Source organism: Paraflavitalea speifideaquila (assembly GCF_032395985.1).
Lineage (GTDB): Bacteria > Bacteroidota > Bacteroidia > Chitinophagales > Chitinophagaceae > Paraflavitalea > Paraflavitalea speifideaquila.
The window spans coordinates 2,058,609-2,078,098 of the sequence record NZ_CP135920.1 but is presented as its reverse complement, the minus strand read 5'-3'; the positions used below and the strand labels follow the sequence as shown (position 1 = coordinate 2,078,098).

Below are 19,490 nucleotides of genomic sequence, written 5' to 3'. Positions count from 1 at the left end.
GTTTTGAGTAACAGGATGATTTTGGTCCTGCCTTTAAGGGAACAGGACCACGAAGTAATAGCCAGTAAAACAAAGTGCAAATTTTGCAGTCAGCAGAGTCGAAGACTCTCTACAGGCGGGGTGCCCCAGGAATGGGAGTTGCCCCGTTTTTTATTAATTACTGATTGCTAATTATTGATTATTGCTTTTGCTTCGATTATTGTTCAATGCTGATTACTGATTATTGATTATTGCTTCGATTAATGTTCAATGTTCAATACTAAATGTTCAATAATCAATCATTAATTAATGATTCCCAGATATAGCCGGACATTTCGGATTGGTACTCCTGGGCTACCCGCCTGGCTTGTACTGCAAAATCTTCGCCATTGGAAGCATAGATAATGGCGCGACTGGCATTGACGAGAAGGCCCACATCTTTATTCATAGCTTTTTCGGAAATCTCTTTGAGGCTACCGCCCTGGGCGCCTACACCGGGCACGAGGTAAAAATGATCGGGGTGAGGGCCCGTATATCGGTGAACGAATCGCTTTGGGTAGCGCCGATCACATACATGAGGTTGTCGGGGGTACCCCATTGTGCGGCGGTGGTCAAAACTTTTTGGTAGAGTAAACCCTCGCCTGCCTTTTGAAGTTCAAAGTCGGCCGCCCCGCTATTGGAGGTGAGGCCGAGGAGGATGGTCCACTTGTCTTTGTATTCGAGAAAAGGCTTGACGCTGTCGGCACCCATGTAGGGGGCTACGGTGATGGCATCGAAGTTCATGGTCTCGAAAAATGCCTTGGCATATTGGGAAGAGGTATTGCCAATATCACCGCGTTTGGCATCGGCAATTTTGAAATGGGTGTGGGGGATGTAATCAACGGTACGCTCCATGGCCTCCCACCCTACCAAACCGAGGGCTTCGTAAAAAGCGGTATTGATCTTATAGGATACGCAATAATCTTTGGTGGCATCAATGATCTGTTTATTGAACTCGAAAACGGGTTCGGGATTGGACAGGAGGTGGCGTGGAATTTTGGTAATATCGGTATCGAGGCCTACGCAGAGGTAGGATCTTTTGAGCCGGATCTGTTGTACGAGTTCTTTGCGGGTCATTATTATTGATTACTGATTATTAATTACTGATTATTTGCTCTTATGCTATCAATTGTTTCAGGGTGTGAACAAAGCGCCAAACTTCTTCAAAGGTATTGTATAAGGGGACGGGAGCAAAACGGATGACGTTGGGTTCGCGCCAATCGGTAATAAAACCTTCGACGGTGAGGGCATCGAAGATCTTTTTGCCCTGGCTGTGCATGAGTAGGGATACCTGGCAACCACGTTCGGCCCGGAGACGCGGGGTAATGATCTCCATTTTGCCGGGAGGTATGGACAGTTCAAGTTGCTCCAGGAGGAACCACAACCAATTGTTGAGTAGTATGCGCTTTTGCTGAATGGCCTCCCACCCTGCTTCCTGAACAATTCCCAAGGCGGCTTTGTGAGCGGCATAGAGTAATAAAGAAGGGGTACTCAATTGCCAGCCTTCGGCTGTGGGGGCAGGTACAAATCCTTTTTCCATTTGAAAGCGGGTGGCAGGCTGGTAGCCCCACCAACCGGCAAAGCGGTGGATGACGGGATCGCTGTGGTAACGCTCATGGATATAGGCGCCGCCAATGGCGCCGGGGCCGCTGTTCAAATATTTATAAGTACACCAGCAGGCGAAATCGACATTCCAATGGTGGAGTTGAACGGGTACATTGCCGGCCACATGGGCCAGGTCGAACCCCACTTTAGCACCTGCGGCCTGTGCGGCTTTGGTGATGGCAGGCATATCGAATAATTGTCCGGTGTAATAGTTGATGCCGCCCCAGAGGACAAGGGCTAGTTCTTCCTTATGATCTTCTATTGTTTGTATAATATCTTCCAGACGGATGGTATGTTCACCGGCACGGGGAGCTACTTCTATGATGACGGCTGCGGGATCAAAGCCCAGGTGTTTGAGATGGGTTTCGAACATGTACTGATCGCTGGGGAAGGCTTTGGCTTCGCAGATAATTTTACGGCGGCGGCCTTGGGGGCGGTAGAAACTCACCATCATGAGGTGGAGGTTGACGGTCAGCTGGTTCATGACGACTACTTCCTGTGGCAGGGCGCCCAGGATGGTAGCCAAGGGGCCGGTAAGTGTGTCGTGGTATTGGAGCCAGGGGTTATTGCCCATTAAAAAGGCTTCGACACCATATTGGGCCCAATTGTTCAAGACCTCTTGTAAATAGGCCTGGGTACGCCTGGGCTGGAGGCCCAGGGAATTGCCCAGGAAATAGGTTTGCTGGAGGGCGTTGTGCCCGGAATGAGGAATTCGTTCGGAAAGAAGCTAGTGGATCTTTTGATCGAGGTGGTGGGCGAAGGCTATGTTATTGTCAAATGTCATGTAGTAGATGTGTCGTTAGAATTGATCCTTTCTTTTGTTCTTTTGAAGAGGGTGCCCTGGCACTTCTTTTCTGTTCTTTTGCCTTGATGCAAAAGAACCAAAAAATCAAGCCAGGCCTGATCGCTCCGCGCAGCCTGGCAAGCCTGCTCCTCCCCAGGTGTAACGTTGATCGCTTTTTATTTACTGCCTTTGGTTCGAGCGGTGAGCCTTTCTGGCCGGCCTGCTGCTCCCCAAGTGCAATGTTGATCGCTTTTTATTTACTGCCTTTGGTTTGAGCGGTGAGCCCTTCTCGCGGGCCTGCTGCTCCCCAGGTGCAGTGTTGATCGCTTTTTATTTACTGCCTCTGGTTCGAGCGGTGAGCCCTTCTGGCGGGCCTGCTGCTCCCCGGTGTAGCGTTGATCGCTTTTTATTCACTGCCTCTGGTTTGAGCGGTGAGCCCTTCTGGCGGGCCTGCTGCTCCCCAAGTGCAATGTTGATCGCTTTTTATTTACTGCCTTTGGTTTGAGCGGTGAGCCCTTCTGGCGGGCCTGCTGCTCCCCAGGTGCAGTGTCGATCGCTTTTATTTACTGCCTTTGGTTTGAGCGGTGAGCCTTTCTGGCCGGCCTGCTGCTCCCCAGGTGGAACGTTGATCGCTTTTTATTTACGGCCTTTGGTTCGAGCGGTGAGCCTTTCTGGCCGGCCTGCTGCTCCCCGGGTGTAGCGTTGATCGCTTTTTATTTACTGCCTTTGGTTCGAGCGGTGAGCCTTTCTGGCGGGCCTGCTGCTCCCCAAGTGCAGTGTTGATCGCTTTTTATTTACTGCCTTTGGTTCGAGCGGTGAGCGAAAACCAATGGATAGATAAGTTCTATTGTGATCTACAGCAAAGCCGGAGGCTTTGAAATAACCGTCACCAGCCAGCGGCTGGCGACTGAATACAATCCTAAGCAAAGAACTCACCGCTCATAGCTCGCAGCTATTTTAAATCGACCCGGTTTTGCCGCCGTCGACGGGGATACTGACGCCATTGACATAGGCTGCTGCGGGAGACGCGAGGAAAGCGGCTACAGCAGCGAGTTCGGCAGCATCGCCAAAACGCTTCGCGGGTATTTCCCGCAACATCTCTTCTTCAATAACCGCCGGGGGTACCTGTCGTTTGGCCGCATTGTTTTGAATGAGGCTATCGAGTCGCTGGGTTTTGGTATAGCCGGGCAATAGGTTGTTGACGGTAATACCAAAGGGAGCGAGTTCGTTGGACATGGTCTTGGCCCAGGAAGCAGTAGCTCCACGGATGGTATTGGACACGCCGAGGTTTTTATTGGGAATGCGTACGGAAGTAGAAATGATGTTGATGATACGGCCATAGGCAGCCTGTTTCATGGCAGGTATTACGGCCTGCACGAGGAGCTGGTTGCAAACGATGTGCTGGTTGAAAGCAGCGAGGAAGGCATCAGGCGTAGCATTGGTAATGGGTCCGGGAGGTGGTCCGCCGGTATTGTTGACTAAAATATGTACGGGGGTAGCAGCCACGATGGCGGTAATGACCTGGCTCACCTGATCAGGGTGGGCAAAATCGGCCACGCGATAACTGTGTTGCTGGGCATTGGGAACTGGCAGGGCGGCGACAACGGTTTGCAAAGTCTGTTCATTGCGGGCCAGGAGTATGCAAGTGGCACCATTGGCGGCGAGTTCTTGTGCAATGGCGAGGCCGATGCCCTGGGTGCTGCCGCCGATGACGGCGGTTTTGTCTTGTAAAGAAATGTTCATTGGTGGATGGTTTAAAAGAGGGGCAAAGGTAGGCGGGAAACGGCAGTCGGCAATCGTTTGGGCACAAGGACGCCGGCGCACCGGGATTTTCTGATGAAGGTGAACCGCTCTACAACGCTGCATTTGCCAGTCTGCAGAGCGACCCACCCTTAAGGGACAGCTTGCGCCAGGGGCAGTTTTTCTGTTCTGTTGCCAGGGGTGCCTGGTGGCACTTTTTATATGTTCTTTTGCCTTGACGCAAAAGAACCAAAAGATCAAGTCTGGACCGATCCGCCGGGCGGCCAGACGGGCTCACGCCTCCCCAGGTGTAGGGTTGGTTATTGTTTTAGGCGACCTGCGGGTTTGAATGACTGGTAAACTTACTGTTCGGTTGGGGTACCAGTGCTCCTGGCGGTTTGGGTAGCCCCAAGTGGCTTTTCTGTTCTTTGCACTCTTTCTTCTGTTCTTTTGCCTTGACGCAAAAGAACCAAAGTCAAGTCTGGCCCGATCCCTCCGGGCGGCCAGACGGGCCTGCTCCTCCCCAGGTGTAGGGTTGGTTATTTACTATTGGCAACCTTTTAGCTTGGGATCGTGGATCAACAACGCATTTACTTCGATAGGTCGGGCACGAGTACGCCAACACACTGGCTGAACTGCATACTCGCGCCAGGGGCTAAGAGGTGACACCTTTTCGTTTTCGTGGTAAGGGAAAGGTGTCACCTCTTTCCTGATGAAGGTGAGCCGCTCTATAGCGCTGCATACGCCAAGGCTGCAGAGCGACCCACCCTTAAGGGACAGCTTGCGCCAGGGGCGGCTTTTCTGTTCTTTTGCCAGGGGTGGCTGGTGGCACTTTTTATATTTTCTTTTGCCTTGACGCAAAGAACCAAAAAGTCAAGTCTGGCCCGATCGCTCCGCGCGGCCAGACTGGCTCACGCCTCCCCAGGTGTAGGGTTGATTATTTACTATTGGCAACCTTTTAGCTTGGGATCGTGGATCAACAACGCATTTACTTCGATAGGTCGGGCACGAGTACGCCAACACACTGGCTGAACTGCATACTCGCGCCAGGGGCTAAGAGGTGACACCTTTTCGTTTTCGTGGTAAGGGAAAGGTGTCACCTCTTTCCTGATGAAGGTGAGCCGCTCTACAACGCTGCATTTGCCAGTCTGCAGAGCGACCCACCTTTCGCCAGGGGCAAACAAATAAAATTTGGATGACAGTTCCTTGCGACAGGAATGAGAAGTTATGAGTGTGTCTATAGTTTAAAACAGTCTTTGGAGGAAGTTTCTTATTTATGTTGATTATGCGTTTGTATGGTTTGTCAAAATAAGTTGGGATAGTCGGTGATGATGCCGTCGACGCCCATGGATTTGAGTTTTTCGATGGTGGGTTTGTCGTTGACGGTCCAGGGTAGGACCTTGATCTTTTGCTGGTGGCATTGTTCAATGAGCTCGGGCTTGACGAGGGTATATAAGGGGCTATAGATGGTCGGCGTAAAACCCAATTGTTTCAGGTGTTCGTCGAGGCCACGGGTGTCGGCCACGAGTGCGGCGGTTTTAATGGTGGGATACTTGGTGTGCAATACCTGAAGGGTTCGGAAATCGAAAGATTGGATGATAACGCGGTCCTGGATTGCTTTACTGTGAATGACAGCCATCAGTTTTTCTACAAACTCATCAGGGGCGGGATGGTATTGGTTGTCGGTCTTGGGATTGGACTTGGTTTCGATGTTGTAGAATACGGGTGTCAGGTTCTTCTTTTTTGGTGTAGGCTTCCACGGAATCTATGAGTGCGCCCAGGAGGGGTTTGGTAGCGGGGATTTTTGCTGGTCGCTGAAAGCGGATTGATGGCCAAACCAACGTCGTAGCGCTGGGTTTCGGCAAAGGTCATCTGGAATATATTGAGGCTGCGTTCTTCCTGTGGGGTAACGCGAACGCCATCGGGTTTGGTGGCAATGGCGGCGCTGAAAAAGGGTTCATGGGAAAGGATGACCTGTGCATCTTTGGTGATGACAGCATCCATTTCCAAGGTGGTAATGCCCAGATCGAGGGCATGGAGCATAGCGGGAATGGTGTTTTCGGGCATGAGGCCACGACCACCGCGATGGGCTTCTTTGTCGAAACCGGGACCATCCTCTTTACTAACAACAGGTGCCGACTGCGGACCTTTGCGGGTAGCGTGACAGCTGATGATCAAGGCAACAATAACTATCAGTTGTACAAAATCTTTCATTTGTTTCATCATTCAAGATTAGGGTATCTTGTTAGGACCTGATCTTATCTATTGTTTAAATAATTGTGCTATTCTTTGCTCCATTTCGGCGGCTATGGCCCGGGCATCAGCAGAACCCTGCCTGAGCTCCTGAATAATGCGGTGGTAACTGGCTTCATCGCGGTTTTGGCTCAGTTTAAAGACATTTTCGATATGAGTAAGGGTAATCTCAAAGGCCACGATGGCTTTGATGAGTTTTTGGATGTATTGTTCGGGTAAGGTATCATAGGCGCCAGGGGTATTGGGGCCTTGTTCGAAATGGGTGGTGGTTTGGCGCAGGACGTTGCGCAGGGCGGCTTCGTCGAGGAATGGAGGGTGCCCTGGGCCTGGACGGTCATGTAATTCCAGGTGGCGCCTTGCCGGGGATCGGAATACCAGCTGGCGCTGACATAGGTATGGGGGCCGGTAAACAGGGCCAGCACGTTGGGATTTTGGATAAAGGCCTTGTGGTGGTCGGTTTGGCGCATGAGGTGGCCACGGAGGATGGTCTTTCCCTCCTGCTCTGTGATCATGACGGGAACCTGGGTAGCCACGGGCATGTTGTTGGCATCGACGCCGGTCAATACAATGAAGGGATGTGCTTTCATGAATGCACGAACGGTTTCAAAGTCTTGTTCTTTGAAATACGGTAATTGGTACATGGTGCGAAGGTATTTTTCCTCCTTTTTGTGGATGCAGGTGACTGCGCGAACTGGTGTTTTTCCAGGTGGATCGCGCAAAATTAGTTGATATAAAGCATATTGGTCGGGGAAATGGGGAAAAGGGAAACGCAGATTATGCAGATTTTGAGGGATTTCGCGGATGGGATGGCAGGCGTTTGCCTGGAGGGCACAAAGTGCCCTGGCAGGCAGGGGGCTTTTCTGTTCCATTGCCAGGGGCCTGGTGGCGCTTTTTATATGTTCTTTTGCCTTGATGCAAAAGAACCAAAGATCAAGTCTGGCCCGATCCCTCCGGGCGGCCAGACGGGCCTACTCCTCCCCGGGTGTAACTTTGATTATTTACTTTGAGGAGCATTAGGTTTGAATGGCTTATAGGCTTTCTGTTCTTTTGCCTTGACGCAAAAGAACCAAAAGTCTAGTCTGGCCCGATCCCTCCGGGCGGCCAGACGGGCTCACGCCTCCCGGGTGCAGCTTTGATCACTTACTATTGGCAACTTTTGGGCTTGGGATTGTGAATCGGCCGCCGGGGTTCGGCCGCCGGGGTTCGGCAGTCTGCAATGGTGAATCACCTGCTTTGCATGGGCGCGAGGGGTATATGGTGAATGGCTGGTGGGGAGTAGGTAAATCTGAAAGGTCCCACTAGCCACCAGCCACTTACTATTAGGTGCTATTATTTAGGTATTACTCAATGACTTCGGCTACTTTTTGGCTGTTGAGGTTGGCATTGCGCATGGAAATGGAGCGGATGGTATTGGCGGCAAACTCTTCAAAAGCCTTTTTGGTGATGGCATCATCACCCACCATGGCGGGAATACCCTGGTCGCCGCCTTCGCGGATGGACTGGACGAGGGGTATTTGTCCCAGAAATGGAATTTCATATTCTTCGGCTAGTTTTTTACCGCCTTCCTTTCCAAAGATGTAATACTTATTATCCGGAAGTTCGGCGGGGGTAAAGTAGCTCATGTTCTCTACGAGACCAATGAGGGGTACTTTGATCTGTGCCTGGCCAAACATGGCGATTGCCTTTTGGCATCGGCCAGGGCCACATCCTGTGGTGTGGTAACGACGACGACGCCGGTCACAGGTGCTGTTTGGAGAAGGGTGAGGTGTATATCGCCAGTGCCGGGGGCATGTCGATGAAGAGGTAGTCTAATTCGTCCCAAAATACATCGGTCACGAACTGGCGAATAGCACTGCTGGCCATAGGACCGCGCCAGACGACTGCGTTCTTTTCATCGACGAGGAGGCCAATGGACATGAGTTTGATGCCGTAGCGTTCGAGGGGAACGATCATGCCTTTTTCTTGTCCTTCGACCTGTTTCATCATGGGTCTTTCGCCACGGACACCAAACATAATGGGTACGCTGGGACCATAAATATCGGCATCCATGAGGCCTACGCGGGCACCTTTTTTTGCAAAGGCCAGTGCCAGGTTGGCAGCAATGGTGCTCTTCCCTACGCCCCCTTTTCCGCTAACAACAGCGATGATGTTGTTGACATTGGGGAGTATGGCCCGGGTATCTTTGCGGTTGGAAGTAGTATTGGAAGTAAAGTTGACTACTACGGTAGCTTCCTTATTCAGTATGAGTTTAATGGCATTGACACAAGCCATGCGGATCATGTCTTTCATAGGACAAGCGGGTGTGGTCAATACAACGGTAAAAGAAACATAGTTACCATCGATCAGGATATCCTTCACCATGTTCAATGTCACAATGTCTTTTCCAAGATCCGGTTCCTGCACATTACTCAAAGCCTCTAAAACTTTGCTGGGGGTCATCATCTAAGTGTTTTGTTAAAATGAAACAGTTTACTGCAAAATTAACCAATAACGGGGTGATTTTGTTGAGAGTATTTGGGCATAGTCTGTATATTTGACGCGCATGAAGAGACATTTACTACTCGCCGCTTTGTTTGCAATAGCTTTTCCGTTCCTGGCCGATGCGCAATTTGAAAAGCTAAAGGATTCAGTTATTCAATTGTATGGTGTGGTGATGACGGCAGACAGTTTGAAGGCCATCCCCTCGGTGAGTATTACGATCAAAGGCGAGCGCCGGGGTACTCAGACGAATGAGCAAGGGGTATTCTCGATCGTGGTGCAAAAGGGGATGTGATTGAATTTACTTCTATTGGCTATAAGCCCAAATTAGCAGAAATACCACGTAACCTGGAAGGGAACCAATTCAGCCTGATTCAATTGCTGGTGACGGATGCGGAATACCTGCCAATAACGATCATCAAACCGCGGCCAACGAAGGAGCAGTTTGAGCGGGACTTTGTAGGCCTTCCGGTGGCGGATGATGACCTGGAGACGGCACGAAAAACAATGATGAAACGAAACGCCGGGTGATCGCGCGCAACCTGCCACGCGATGGGGGTGAGAACTCGAACCTGATGTTGAAGAACAATGCACAACGTTATTATTACCAGGGACAGGCGCCACCACAGAATATCTTCAATCCATTTGCGTGGGGTGAGTTTATTAAAGCGTGGAAGCGGGGGATTTTAAGAATAACTAGGGAAAGAATACAGAAGACAGCATACAGGAGACAGAATGAATACAGTGGGTTGGGTTTTAGGAGTTAGCAATTAATACATTTAGCAAGATATTGAGCTGCCGGCGGATGCCGGCAGTTTTTGTTTTTGGGCATTAGCACGCCGACACGCTGGGCTGTATACTTGCCAGGTATGGTAAGTGCCTTGCCAGGCAGGGAGGCTTTTCTGTTCTTTTGCATTCTTCTTCTGTTCTTTTGCCTTGATGCAAAAGAACCAAAAGATCAAGGCAGGCCCGATCGCTCTCCCGCAATAAGCCTATCGTGTGGACACATTTTTCATTATCATCCATGCATCGAAAGCAGCTTTAAAGTATTGTATTCCAATCAAAGGGTCGTAATACCAGGGTGTTTTCTACTTTCATAGCCCTTCCATCCGCCCATTCTTGCAATAACCCATACAAACCTTTTTAAATCCTGAGTTCTGTATGGGTTCTTTTGTTTTTCCGTTTTGCCTTCCAGTCGTATAATCTGGTGTTCCAGAAACAATTGTTCATCCTCACTAAAACAAGCCTCTGCCCCAAGGGCGACTTCAGGTTCTGCATAAGACAACCTCATCAGGAACAGTTTAATGACCACTTCCATAATCAGTAAACACATCTTTCGCACAGAGGAAGCATATTCCAGTTCCGATGCTTCTATGTTATAACCTTCTTTCTTCAGTATCTTAAATACTTCTTCAATCATCCACCGCCAGCTATACCACTCAATGCAACTTTTTGCCATGTCCGCGCTTTCAACAGCCAGGGTGGTTAACAAACGCCAGCATATCTTATCGGATCCCTCATAACCCACTTCCTTTGCTTCTACCAACCAAAGTTTAACCCATGGAACTACTCCTTCGCTGCTACCATACGTTCTCTTAATTTCCACTTCTCTATACCGGACTTCCATTCGGGCAATTCGCTTCTTCCTGCCGTTTTTAGCATCCACAACCAGTTCATAAGTGCCTTGCACCGGATGATCTGACAAACAACTGAATAACTTTGTTTTATCCTTTAATGTCCGGTTGGTCCTTACCCGGATTAGTAAATCGGCCCCTGCTTCCGGAATAACAGCAAATTGCTCATAGATATCACCTTCCCGGTCCTGTACAATGACCATTCCTTTTACTACATCCCCCAACGCCTCTTTGGTGTTTTTAGACACTTCTATCCATCTGTACGACTCTTTTTCCTCTATCGGCAATGAACTATAGTTGCGCTCATGTTTACTTTTAAACTCCAGTGACCGGTTCCAGACCTTGATATCTGCATAGCCATAAGGAATCCCTTCAACAGCATCCAATACCAGGCTGGGGTGCAGCAGGAAACCCAAACCCTTTTTATTATTGGCATTGGTGGTACCTATATACTCATCTTTTTAATCCGCCTGCTATGGCTGCTCAGGTTTATTTCTGTAGTATCCTGAATACACACCACATACTTATCCTGGCAGGCAGCTTTACAGTTAGCGGACAGATTCCGGACAATTTCTTCTTCACTCACACGGTCATTCTGCAAAAAACGATAAAACCCCTTGGCAGAAGACTCATCAGACGATAGCTGCCGGATCGAGTGGACACCTTTGCTAAATAAATCCCCTAAAATCTTATTGCCACGATACAATAAACGCAGGTCGTCTAATTCCGTAAATTCTCTCTTTTGCATAGTTTAAACACGCAAACTATACAAAAAATGTGTCCACACGATAGGCAATAAGCGGGAGCCTGGCGAGCCTGCTCCTCCACAGGTGTAGCTTTGATTATTGTTGTAGGCGACCTCCAGGTTTGAATAGCTGGTAAACTTATCCTTTAGTTGGGGCACAAGTGTGCCGAAACAGTAGGTCAGACTGCCTACCTGCACTCATGCTGCTGATATAAAAAAGCGCCAGGGAGCGCTTTTCTTATATCAGTGATTAAGGCTTTCGCCGGGAGGGGTGCCGCAATATTGGGTATTGGCACTGGTTGAGGTGACCCTCCTCTACTGAATCAGTTATTTTGATGCTCTTGAGATGTATGGTTGAATCCACGATTAACGCTTGTGTATTTATGCTTGCCTTTGTTCAATGACTAATTCGTTGGGTAGGGAATTGCCTTGGCAGACAGGGGCTTTTTCTGTTCTTTTGCACTTTTCCTTCGTTCTTTTGCCTTGATGCAAAAGAACCAGAAAATCAAGTCTGGCCCGATCCCTCCGGGCGGCCAGACGGGCCAACTCCTCCCCAGGTGCAGCTTGGCTTACCAAATACGGGCTTTTATGCTGTACAAGGGATCATTATTGGTATAAGGTTGATATTGGAAATTACTCCTATGCGGGGCTGCTAATTACCAGATACGCACTGATTATTACTATTGACAATATTCACTTTAGCACATGGCCGGTCTGCATAGATAGAACAGGTGCATTCTTAGGCCAGACTTATAAAATGCTTTTGCCTGGATTGTCAAATGTTCAATGCTCAATGTTCAATTTGGGAGTTAAAAATGCTACTAACCAGGTAACCAGTATCAAAATGAAAACCGCAATGAAATAATTTTACAACGAAGTATAAGGTCTTTTAACGGATGCTTCTATACAATGAATGGGAGCCGGAGGTTGCTATTTATTAGGTTGCGTATGCACCATGACGGGGATGGGCTGCCAAGACCGGGATATAGACCAAGGTGCCGGTAATTTTTATGTTGCCAATTGGGTTTGAAATACTGGCCGGCGTATTGCTGCCCCCTGATGTATGCCAGTAATTGAGCCAAAGAGGTAGCCTGGGGCAAGGAGGCTTGTCGTAAGTCGTTGCTGTTTTCTTTATTGCGCTGTGATCTGGTCCAGCGCGCTATGGGATTTGTGTACCTCATAAAATTGGTTTTTACTTGTTAGGTAATGGAGGACAAGGTGGGAAATAAGCGGAGCATTAAAAATTGCTACTAACCAAAGTCTTACCCAAGTAAGAGATAGATGATGTTTTACTACTCATCCAAGCTTAACCAAGAGGAGAGACGAATGAACTGTGAATAAATAGATGCTTCAAAAAAGGAAAGGCTCCATGGCTAATGATGGGATTGTTGCTATTTAAACTGTCTTTTAATTCGGTGGTAACCAGATTGCCTATTGGAGGTTTGGGGGCTTTTTGGGGATCGTTACTAATTAGAGTCTGTCCATAAAGTCATAAAATTTTGATTAGTAATTAGTTGGGTTGATCTTTGAAAAGATATTTTTGCAATTTTGTGTCATGCGCATGAAATTATTTGAACCCTTGCAATTGAAGTTTCAGCAAGCTGACTGGGCCAACAATCCGGAATTTGGATTGATGGATACCATCCTTGATCATCACCCGAGGTTGTTGAATTATGTGGCAGAAGATATTACGGAAGGCAACAAACGCAGTGATTTTGGCAGACAAGACGTTCCCAGTGTAGAACAGATCGTGAGGGCGGCAATTTATAAAGAGTTGAAGCAATTGGATTACCGGGAGTTGGAATACCATCAGGGTGATTCCCGTATTTGCGCCCGGTTTGTAAAAATTGATGATCTGCGTCCATACAGTTTCCAGGTGTACCACAAATACATCTCACGAATCAAAGCAGAAAATCTGGAACGGTTGCTGGTAGAACTAAACAAGATAGCCATTCACGAAGGGCTGGAAGACATCAATCAATTGCGCCAGGACAGTACGGTAGTAGAAACTAATATTCACTACCCTACAAACAATTCCCTGGTGTGGGATTGTATTAAAGATAGTCACCGGTTGCTGGAGCAGTTGCAGGAAGAAGCGAGCCAGCTTGAATGGCAGGATTATCGCAAACGAGCCAAGCGGTTATTTTTAAGATTAATAATACACGAAGCGCAGACAAGCGGGCAGACCTATTCAAAAAGCAATTGAATATTTTCACCAATAGCATTAACCAGGTAGCCAATGCAGTAAAAAAAAGTCAAGCTTTAGTTTTAGAGGAATGTGCATCGAACTATCCCTGGAACAATTGCTGCCCGTAATGGAGCATGTATATAGTATTGCTGAGCGTAAAGAGCTTATGGGCTTGAAAGTACCGAATGAAGAGAAAATATTTTCAATCTATGAGCAGCATACAGATATCATTGTTAAAGGTCAGCGGGAAGCTGCATTTGGTCATAAGATCAATCTGGTGACAGGTAAAAGCAATCTGATTGTAAGCTGCGAAGTGTTAAGGGGCAACCCATCAGATAAATCGCTGTACGCGGGAACCATTGATAAAATTAAGAAGACATATGGGGTCGTTCCCCGTGATATTGTAACCGATGGTGGCTACGCTTCTAAAGATAACCTGAAGTATGCAGAGAAAAAGGGTATTGTGAATATTGTATTCAATAAGATAGTAGGCAGTCTTCAAAATAAAGTAAGCAGTAAGAACCGGGCAACCAGATTAAAGAAATGGAGAAGCGGCATAGAAGCCAATATCTCCAACATAAAAAGAGGGTTTGGATTGTTCCGTTGTAATTGGAAAGGATTTGAACATTTTGAGGCCAAAGTAATGTGGAGCGTTATTGGGTATAACATACGGGTAATGACGGCGGCCATGCTGTCTTTACTAAAAACAGCCTGATACCGCCTACTTATAAAGCAGTACAGGGGAAAGGCATGTCCTGGAGTAAAAGAAAATGGTAAAAAACGCTTATCATGCCTCAAAAAATGCTAAACCCTGAAAATACCTGAAAAAGTCATTTAAAATAATATCCATAATGTCTACATTATTTATAGACTGTTTGGTTAGACAATAGAAATTGAGACTTTATGGACAGACACTAATTAGATGTAGACATTTACTATTTCCATAAATTTTTTTTTTTTTTTTCAGGTTATTTATTGAACCCAGTCCAATAACAAAAGAGCTGATGAAAATGCTATTCCGGATGCGGTGTTGAACGGTTGTTGATCCCGCGTCCTCTATTAAGATGTAGGTCCGATGCAATTCCATACAAACTTTATTTATTTTTTTGAGACGGTGTTTATGGTGATCAGTCTGGGCTACCTGGCCAAGAAATCAGTCGCCGGGCCGGTATTTCTGTACGTTGCCGGTTGGGTCAATGTAATAATCGGAGTGATCCTGTACCTGAACGTATCCGGGTATTTGTTGAAGGTTGAGCAGGTGATCTCTGTATTGTTGTGACAAATTGCATAGGTGGGACAGGTTAATATATCTCACGCTGGGGGCAAATACTTTTTCGCCCAGCACTTTGTATACTGCTGCCTGGGCCAGCGGAACAGCTTTTAGCTTTACCGCTTAGGCCCAATTCCTGCTCTGTGGGTGAGGTCGAATTTGGAATCGACGATGGGACTTATCTGTTTAGACATTGTTGTTTTTAAAAAAGTGAATAATAAGTTCTTTAGTTAATCTGAAACAAAGCCGGAGGCTTTGCAATAGGCGTCACCAGCCAGAGGCTGGCGACTGAACAGAAGTGACCACTTCTCCAAAGAACTGTTTTGTGCAGTCGCCTGTGGTGCAACCTATCTACATCCACTGTTGCTTTGGGTAGGAGGCGCCAGCTTCCTGCCACTTTGTGCAAAAATGGGCTGTTTTTGTGTTTGTCGTTATTAGCATACTCTATCTATACTGAAGGTATACTGAAGCTATAGAGAAGCTATACTGAAGAGATAAGGATTATTAATTATTGATTACTGATTATTGGTCGCTGATTACTCCGTGTTCTGTACATTCTTCACTGTTGTTTTATGTGCTTGTCTTCTTCGTCCTTGTCTTTATTTTGTCTTTCAGTAATTCTTCCTTACAAACGTACGACGCGAGAAAGGCCATCTCAAATGCGTTTTGATAGATATCGCAATTTTTGTAAGAAATGATGCATAATGATTGATTTTTCAATCATTATAACTCAAAACTTACAAACTTTTCGGAATCAATCAATGTGGATTTGGAAACGGGTATCTGTGTATTGTATGTTTGTTGTCGGAACCAGGATTTAATCGCAGATTAACGGATTAAACTGATTTCGCAGATACTGGATTTTGAGGATTTATGAACCTTTGATTCGTTGAATCTTTTTGAGCGGTCTGGATTCTTTTTAAATAACACTACCGCACAAACGTAAGAAGAAGGATATGCCAGTTCCAAATGTGTGCTTGTCGATTCGGTTATTTTTGTCGAAACCGCTATAAATCGACGTCAATTGATGTCGATTTATAGCCGAAACGACATAAATCGGCAAATGGGGTATTGGAAATGGGTATCCTGGTGTTGTATGTTTGTTGTCTGAACCAGATTTTTTGGATTTAATGGATTTTGAGGATTATGAACTTTTTGCTTCGTTGGATCTCTTTTGAGTGGTCTGGGGGGTATACATAAAAAAATGCTGATCGACTGTGTGGACGGGGCCCCTAAGCACGGTTGATGTATGAGGAAGTGTTGTGCAACACGAATCGAGGAATAAGAAACAGCAGTTTGGAGTTAGGAGTTAGCGGTTATCTTTTATCAGTTAGGAATTAGTGATTAGTCAGGAATTGGTTTTTCGCTATTGGCGGTTGGTTTTAGCAGTTTGCTTGTAGGTTTTGGCTGTTTGCTATTTGTTTTTCAGGTAGCTACCGGCTGAGGGCTATTGCCACTGGTTTTCGTTTTGCCGCTGTGATCTATAAAGGCCTTCGGTGAGCCAGCCACCAGGCACTGGACAATGGTCCGCAGGCAACGGGAAATGAAAGGCAGGTTTTGGCTGGGAATAAAAGCAGCGAGCCTTAGGCTTCGGGCTGCGAGTCAATTGCAATTAACTGTGAGGAGTTAGCGGTTAGCTATTAACTTCAGGGCTTTGGTTAAGTAGTCATTTATTAACATTTAAACTGTATCATAGGTGGCCCCGTTCGCAAGAACGGGGCTTTTTTATCGCTGATCTAGGGATGTGTATGGATTTCTCGGATTGGAATGAAGTTTATGGCTAGGGAGTTGATATGGTTAATGGATAATATAGATTTTGCTGATTGGGCTGAGGGGCTGCTGACATAGGGTTGTCAGTCACCTACCCTTTCTTTGGGACATAAAAATATAGTATGGAAAAACTGGACCTTACGAAAAAGTACAAAAGTTATTATACGGCCAAGGGGGCGCCTGGGCTGGTGGAGATCGAGGCTGCGCAATACCTGTCGCTGGAAGGACAGGGTGACCCTTCGGCGCCTGCTTTTGTGGAACGGATAGAGGCGTTGTATTCAACAGCGTACGCGGTAAAATTTGCCTTTAAGGACCAAGGAAAGGATTTTACGGTCGCCAAACTGGAAGGTCAGTGGTGGTATGACGAGGCAACGTATGGCGGGCTGACGATAGAGGAAGCGCCGAAACAGATACCACGCAGTGAGTGGCAGTACCGGTTGCTGATCAGGCTGCCGGACTATGTACAAGAACAGGATGTGCAAGCAGCGATTGATGGGGTATTGCTGAAGAAAGGGATTGGGCTGGCGGCAGCCATTCGCTTCTTTAGGTTGCAGGAAGGTAAATGTGTGCAAATGCTGCATGTGGGGCCTTTTGATAAGGAGCCGGAGAGTTTGCTGGTGATGAAGGAGTATATGGATAAAAAGGGATTGCGGCAAAATGGGCTGCACCATGAGATTTATTTGAGTGATTTCAGGAAGACGGCGCCGGAGGGTTGAAGACGATATTGCGGGAGCCGGTTGTTTAGGAGTCGCGAGCTGCGAGGAAATACAGAGGTCAGTTGTAAGTGGTGGGCAGCAGTCGGCAATGCATTTACTACGATAGGTTGGATTGGGTTGGCCCCAAGGGCTTTTTCTGTTCTTTTGCCATGGGTGGCTCGTGGCATTTTTCTATGTTCTTTTGCCTTGATGCAAAAGAACCAAAAGATCAAGTCTGGCCCGATCCCGCCGGGCGGCCAGACGGGCCTGCGCCTCCCCGGGTGTAGCTTTGTATTGTTGGAAACCTTTTGACCAAGGGTCGTGAGTCGGCAATCTTTTGCTTCGATAGGGATTAGCCAGTGGGAGAATAGAGAGTTGTCAGTTGAAATCACAGATAACGCTGATATAATCGCTGATTACACAGCTATGGATGGATTGCCGGATGAGAAGGGAATGGTTCGTATATGAAAGGGCCGGAGCCCTTTTCATATACGAACACTGGTACCGGCCAGATGAGGGCCTTACGGCCCACCAGAAGGATGCGCCCGGCAAACTCCTTTTCAAAAGCCGCGCACCGGGACCTGCGAACGGAGAAGACGCGGCACTGCTCAATGCCCACCATACAGCAGGTAGTACGGGCAACGAGGTAATACTTCATACTAAAACATTTTAAATTAAAAAATAACAGCAAAAGCTGCACGCAGCGGGCATTGCGGCATGAGCGCCAGGCAAAAAGGAACGCGGAATAAATGCGGGGATGGATGCAGGTGAATTAGTTGGTGAAGCTGGTGCAGGAATGGGGAATGGTTAGTGGCGAGTGGCTAGTGGGGTGGGTTGAGTGCGGGTGAGTGGTAAGGAGTGAGTGGCTGGTGAGGCAAGGCTGGTCTGAGTGAAGGTTTGTGGACGGTGGGGGTGAAGGCCTTGGTGAGCGGGATGTGGCGAGTGCCAGTAGGTCGGGCTTGCAGGGAGAAGCGTTTGGCTGTTGATGGTAGGCACAGGCGCTTTATGCCGAACCTTTTTGCGGCATGGGGGCGAGGGATGTTTCGTGAATCGGCAATCGGCAGTCGGTAATCTTTTGCTTCGATTATTTATGTTAATGAGAAGTAGTGCATGGGGGCAGCCAGGCATGCCGCAATATCTTTGTGTAGCAGTTTTTGATGTTTTAGTAGGAGGGGCCGTTGCTACTGCTAAGGTGGGTCAGGGATCAGGGCCTTTGCGTGGTTGGCAGGTGCGGGCTAGTGAGGGGTTTTGGCGGACCGAGTGGGATGGCGAGAGGGTAAGTGGCGAATGGGAATCGCAGATTACGCTGATATAATATTGGGTTTATCAGATGAAGAAGGTAATGGTTAGTGTAATAGTGTAAGCCTTGGAAATTTGATAGTCGGCTGGTAAAGGGTTCTTCGGGAGGAGTGATTAAGTTGTTTAAAGGATTCCCTTAATTATGGTTTTCCGGAAGGGTTACCTAGCATTTGTCAGGATAGGATCAATCAGGTTGCGTTCGGTCTATACCATTTATTGGTCGAGTAGCTGTGACCAAATCATTTAAAACAAGACATACGGTTTTCCGGATTGTGACTGGTCTCTCATTGGGAACTAAAAACGAATCGCTTGTTTTAAATCAAATTGCCCAGGTTTAAAATGCGTTTATTCAGTTTTTTTAAAAAAGTGGACATCTCTTTTAGTACACTGCGCCATTTTACTTGTTATAATAAAAGGATAAGGTTTAATGGTTAACGAATTTGATTAGTTACGCCCTGCATTTTTATGCGGGGCTTTTTTGTTTTTGGGAAGATGGGGCAATTATTATCGTTTACGGAAAATTTATTATCTTATTCCCCTCTAATGCGCCTATACCAAGGGTGCAGTATTTAGATTATCTCAAAAACTGGTATAATGACGATAAAAGAAGCTATTTTAAAAAGCCTCGACGATTTAAAGGAACCGGCTAATTACGTAGATGTTTACCAGCATATTGTTAAGCACAATTACTATAACTTTGGAGCTACCAAAAACCTACTGCAACAGTTGCTTCACAACTCGGGGATTTTATCCGAAACGGAGATGCGCGGGTAAAACGTATCAAACAGCATGGAGACACCTATGTTTATTATCTGGCAAAGAACGAACCCAGGCTGAGTATTGTCGAGTTAGAAAAAGAAGCAGAGGAGCTATTTCAGGAGCTCTCTCTACTTAATGAAAGTAGTTATGAAGAAAGGGATTTACATAAGCTTTTGAGCAGTTTTTTGAAAAATTCGGGAACTTATTCAAAAACTATTTTCCACGAAAAATCCAACGGTAAGGACAGTAATC

At 47.1% G+C, this 19,490-nt stretch carries 15 protein-coding genes and 3 pseudogenes; 8 read left to right on the top strand and 10 right to left on the bottom strand.

Annotation, left to right across the window (positions count from 1 at the left end; genetic code table 11):
- Positions 1-274: 274 nt before the first annotated feature.
- The 8 genes and pseudogenes from RS881_RS14330 to RS881_RS14295 all read right to left on the bottom strand — a co-directional run bounded on the left by RS881_RS14330 (position 275) and on the right by RS881_RS14295 (position 8,839).
- Positions 275-481 (bottom strand): hypothetical protein, encoded by a 207-nt coding sequence (locus RS881_RS14330; RefSeq protein WP_315821701.1) that lies wholly within the window; start codon positions 479-481, stop codon positions 275-277.
- Positions 469-1,095, bottom strand: coding sequence for an orotidine-5'-phosphate decarboxylase (gene pyrF / locus RS881_RS14325; protein ID WP_315821700.1), 627 nt, complete (start codon positions 1,093-1,095; stop codon positions 469-471). Before pyrF ends, RS881_RS14330 begins: the two co-directional genes overlap by 13 nt.
- Positions 1,096-1,135: 40 nt before the next feature.
- Positions 1,136-2,335, bottom strand: a complete 1,200-nt coding sequence (gene kynU / locus RS881_RS14320; RefSeq protein ID WP_315824477.1) for a kynureninase — start codon at positions 2,333-2,335, stop codon at positions 1,136-1,138.
- 1,029 nt (positions 2,336-3,364) lie between these two features.
- The gene (locus tag RS881_RS14315; RefSeq protein ID WP_315821699.1) at positions 3,365-4,150 is read right to left on the bottom strand and encodes an SDR family oxidoreductase; all 786 of its coding nucleotides are present in this window, start codon (positions 4,148-4,150) and stop codon (positions 3,365-3,367) included.
- 1,300 nt (positions 4,151-5,450) lie between these two features.
- Positions 5,451-5,786 (bottom strand): glycerophosphodiester phosphodiesterase family protein, encoded by a 336-nt coding sequence (locus RS881_RS14310; RefSeq protein WP_315821698.1) that lies wholly within the window; start codon positions 5,784-5,786, stop codon positions 5,451-5,453.
- An 89-nt stretch (positions 5,787-5,875) separates the two neighbouring features.
- Complete coding sequence (locus RS881_RS14305; protein ID WP_315821697.1) at positions 5,876-6,361, bottom strand: glycerophosphodiester phosphodiesterase family protein; 486 nt, start codon at positions 6,359-6,361, stop codon at positions 5,876-5,878.
- A 48-nt stretch (positions 6,362-6,409) separates the two neighbouring features.
- Positions 6,410-6,987: pseudogene (locus RS881_RS59450) on the bottom strand (FMN-binding negative transcriptional regulator).
- Positions 6,988-7,740: 753 nt separating this feature from the next.
- A pseudogene (locus tag RS881_RS14295) lies at positions 7,741-8,839 on the bottom strand (P-loop NTPase).
- A 103-nt stretch (positions 8,840-8,942) separates the two neighbouring features.
- Here RS881_RS14295 and RS881_RS14290 point away from each other — a divergent pair.
- Genes RS881_RS14290 through RS881_RS14280 form a run of 3 tightly spaced genes read left to right on the top strand, consistent with a single transcriptional unit; the run spans position 8,943 to position 9,645 of the window.
- Positions 8,943-9,173, top strand: coding sequence for a peptidase associated/transthyretin-like domain-containing protein (locus tag RS881_RS14290; RefSeq protein ID WP_315821695.1), 231 nt, complete (start codon positions 8,943-8,945; stop codon positions 9,171-9,173).
- A complete protein-coding gene (locus RS881_RS14285) occupies positions 9,170-9,409 on the top strand; it encodes a hypothetical protein (RefSeq protein WP_315821694.1) in 240 nt (79 codons plus the stop codon). The genes RS881_RS14290 and RS881_RS14285 overlap by 4 nt, the downstream gene beginning before the upstream one ends.
- On the top strand, positions 9,406-9,645 hold the full coding sequence (locus RS881_RS14280; RefSeq protein WP_315821693.1) for a hypothetical protein: 240 nt from the start codon (positions 9,406-9,408) through the stop codon (positions 9,643-9,645). Before RS881_RS14285 ends, RS881_RS14280 begins: the two co-directional genes overlap by 4 nt.
- Positions 9,646-9,938: 293 nt before the next feature.
- On the opposite strand, the gene RS881_RS14275 is transcribed toward RS881_RS14280, so the two are convergent.
- On the bottom strand, positions 9,939-10,928 hold the full coding sequence (locus RS881_RS14275; protein ID WP_315821692.1) for an IS4 family transposase: 990 nt from the start codon (positions 10,926-10,928) through the stop codon (positions 9,939-9,941).
- Between the two features lie 29 nt (positions 10,929-10,957).
- Entirely contained in the window at positions 10,958-11,260 is a 303-nt protein-coding gene (locus tag RS881_RS14270) for a transposase DNA-binding-containing protein (RefSeq protein ID WP_315821691.1), read from the bottom strand.
- A gap of 1,552 nt (positions 11,261-12,812) precedes the next feature.
- On the opposite strand from RS881_RS14270, the pseudogene RS881_RS14265 reads away from it, so the two are divergent.
- The 5 genes and pseudogenes from RS881_RS14265 (at position 12,813) to RS881_RS14245 (ending at position 19,253) form a co-directional block, all read left to right on the top strand.
- Positions 12,813-14,160, top strand: a pseudogene (locus tag RS881_RS14265) (ISNCY family transposase).
- Positions 14,161-14,520: 360 nt separating this feature from the next.
- Positions 14,521-14,724: a hypothetical protein gene (locus RS881_RS14260; protein ID WP_315821690.1), complete on the top strand. Its 204-nt coding sequence runs from the start codon at positions 14,521-14,523 to the stop codon at positions 14,722-14,724.
- Positions 14,725-16,607: 1,883 nt separating this feature from the next.
- Complete coding sequence (locus RS881_RS14255; RefSeq protein ID WP_315821689.1) at positions 16,608-17,201, top strand: GyrI-like domain-containing protein; 594 nt, start codon at positions 16,608-16,610, stop codon at positions 17,199-17,201.
- 409 nt (positions 17,202-17,610) lie between these two features.
- Positions 17,611-17,853, top strand: a complete 243-nt coding sequence (locus RS881_RS14250) for a hypothetical protein (RefSeq protein ID WP_315821688.1) — start codon at positions 17,611-17,613, stop codon at positions 17,851-17,853.
- A gap of 1,220 nt (positions 17,854-19,073) precedes the next feature.
- Positions 19,074-19,253 carry a hypothetical protein gene (locus RS881_RS14245; RefSeq protein WP_315821687.1) on the top strand — a complete coding sequence of 60 codons (180 nt, stop codon included), beginning with the start codon at positions 19,074-19,076 and terminating at the stop codon, positions 19,251-19,253.
- Positions 19,254-19,490 lie beyond the last annotated feature (237 nt).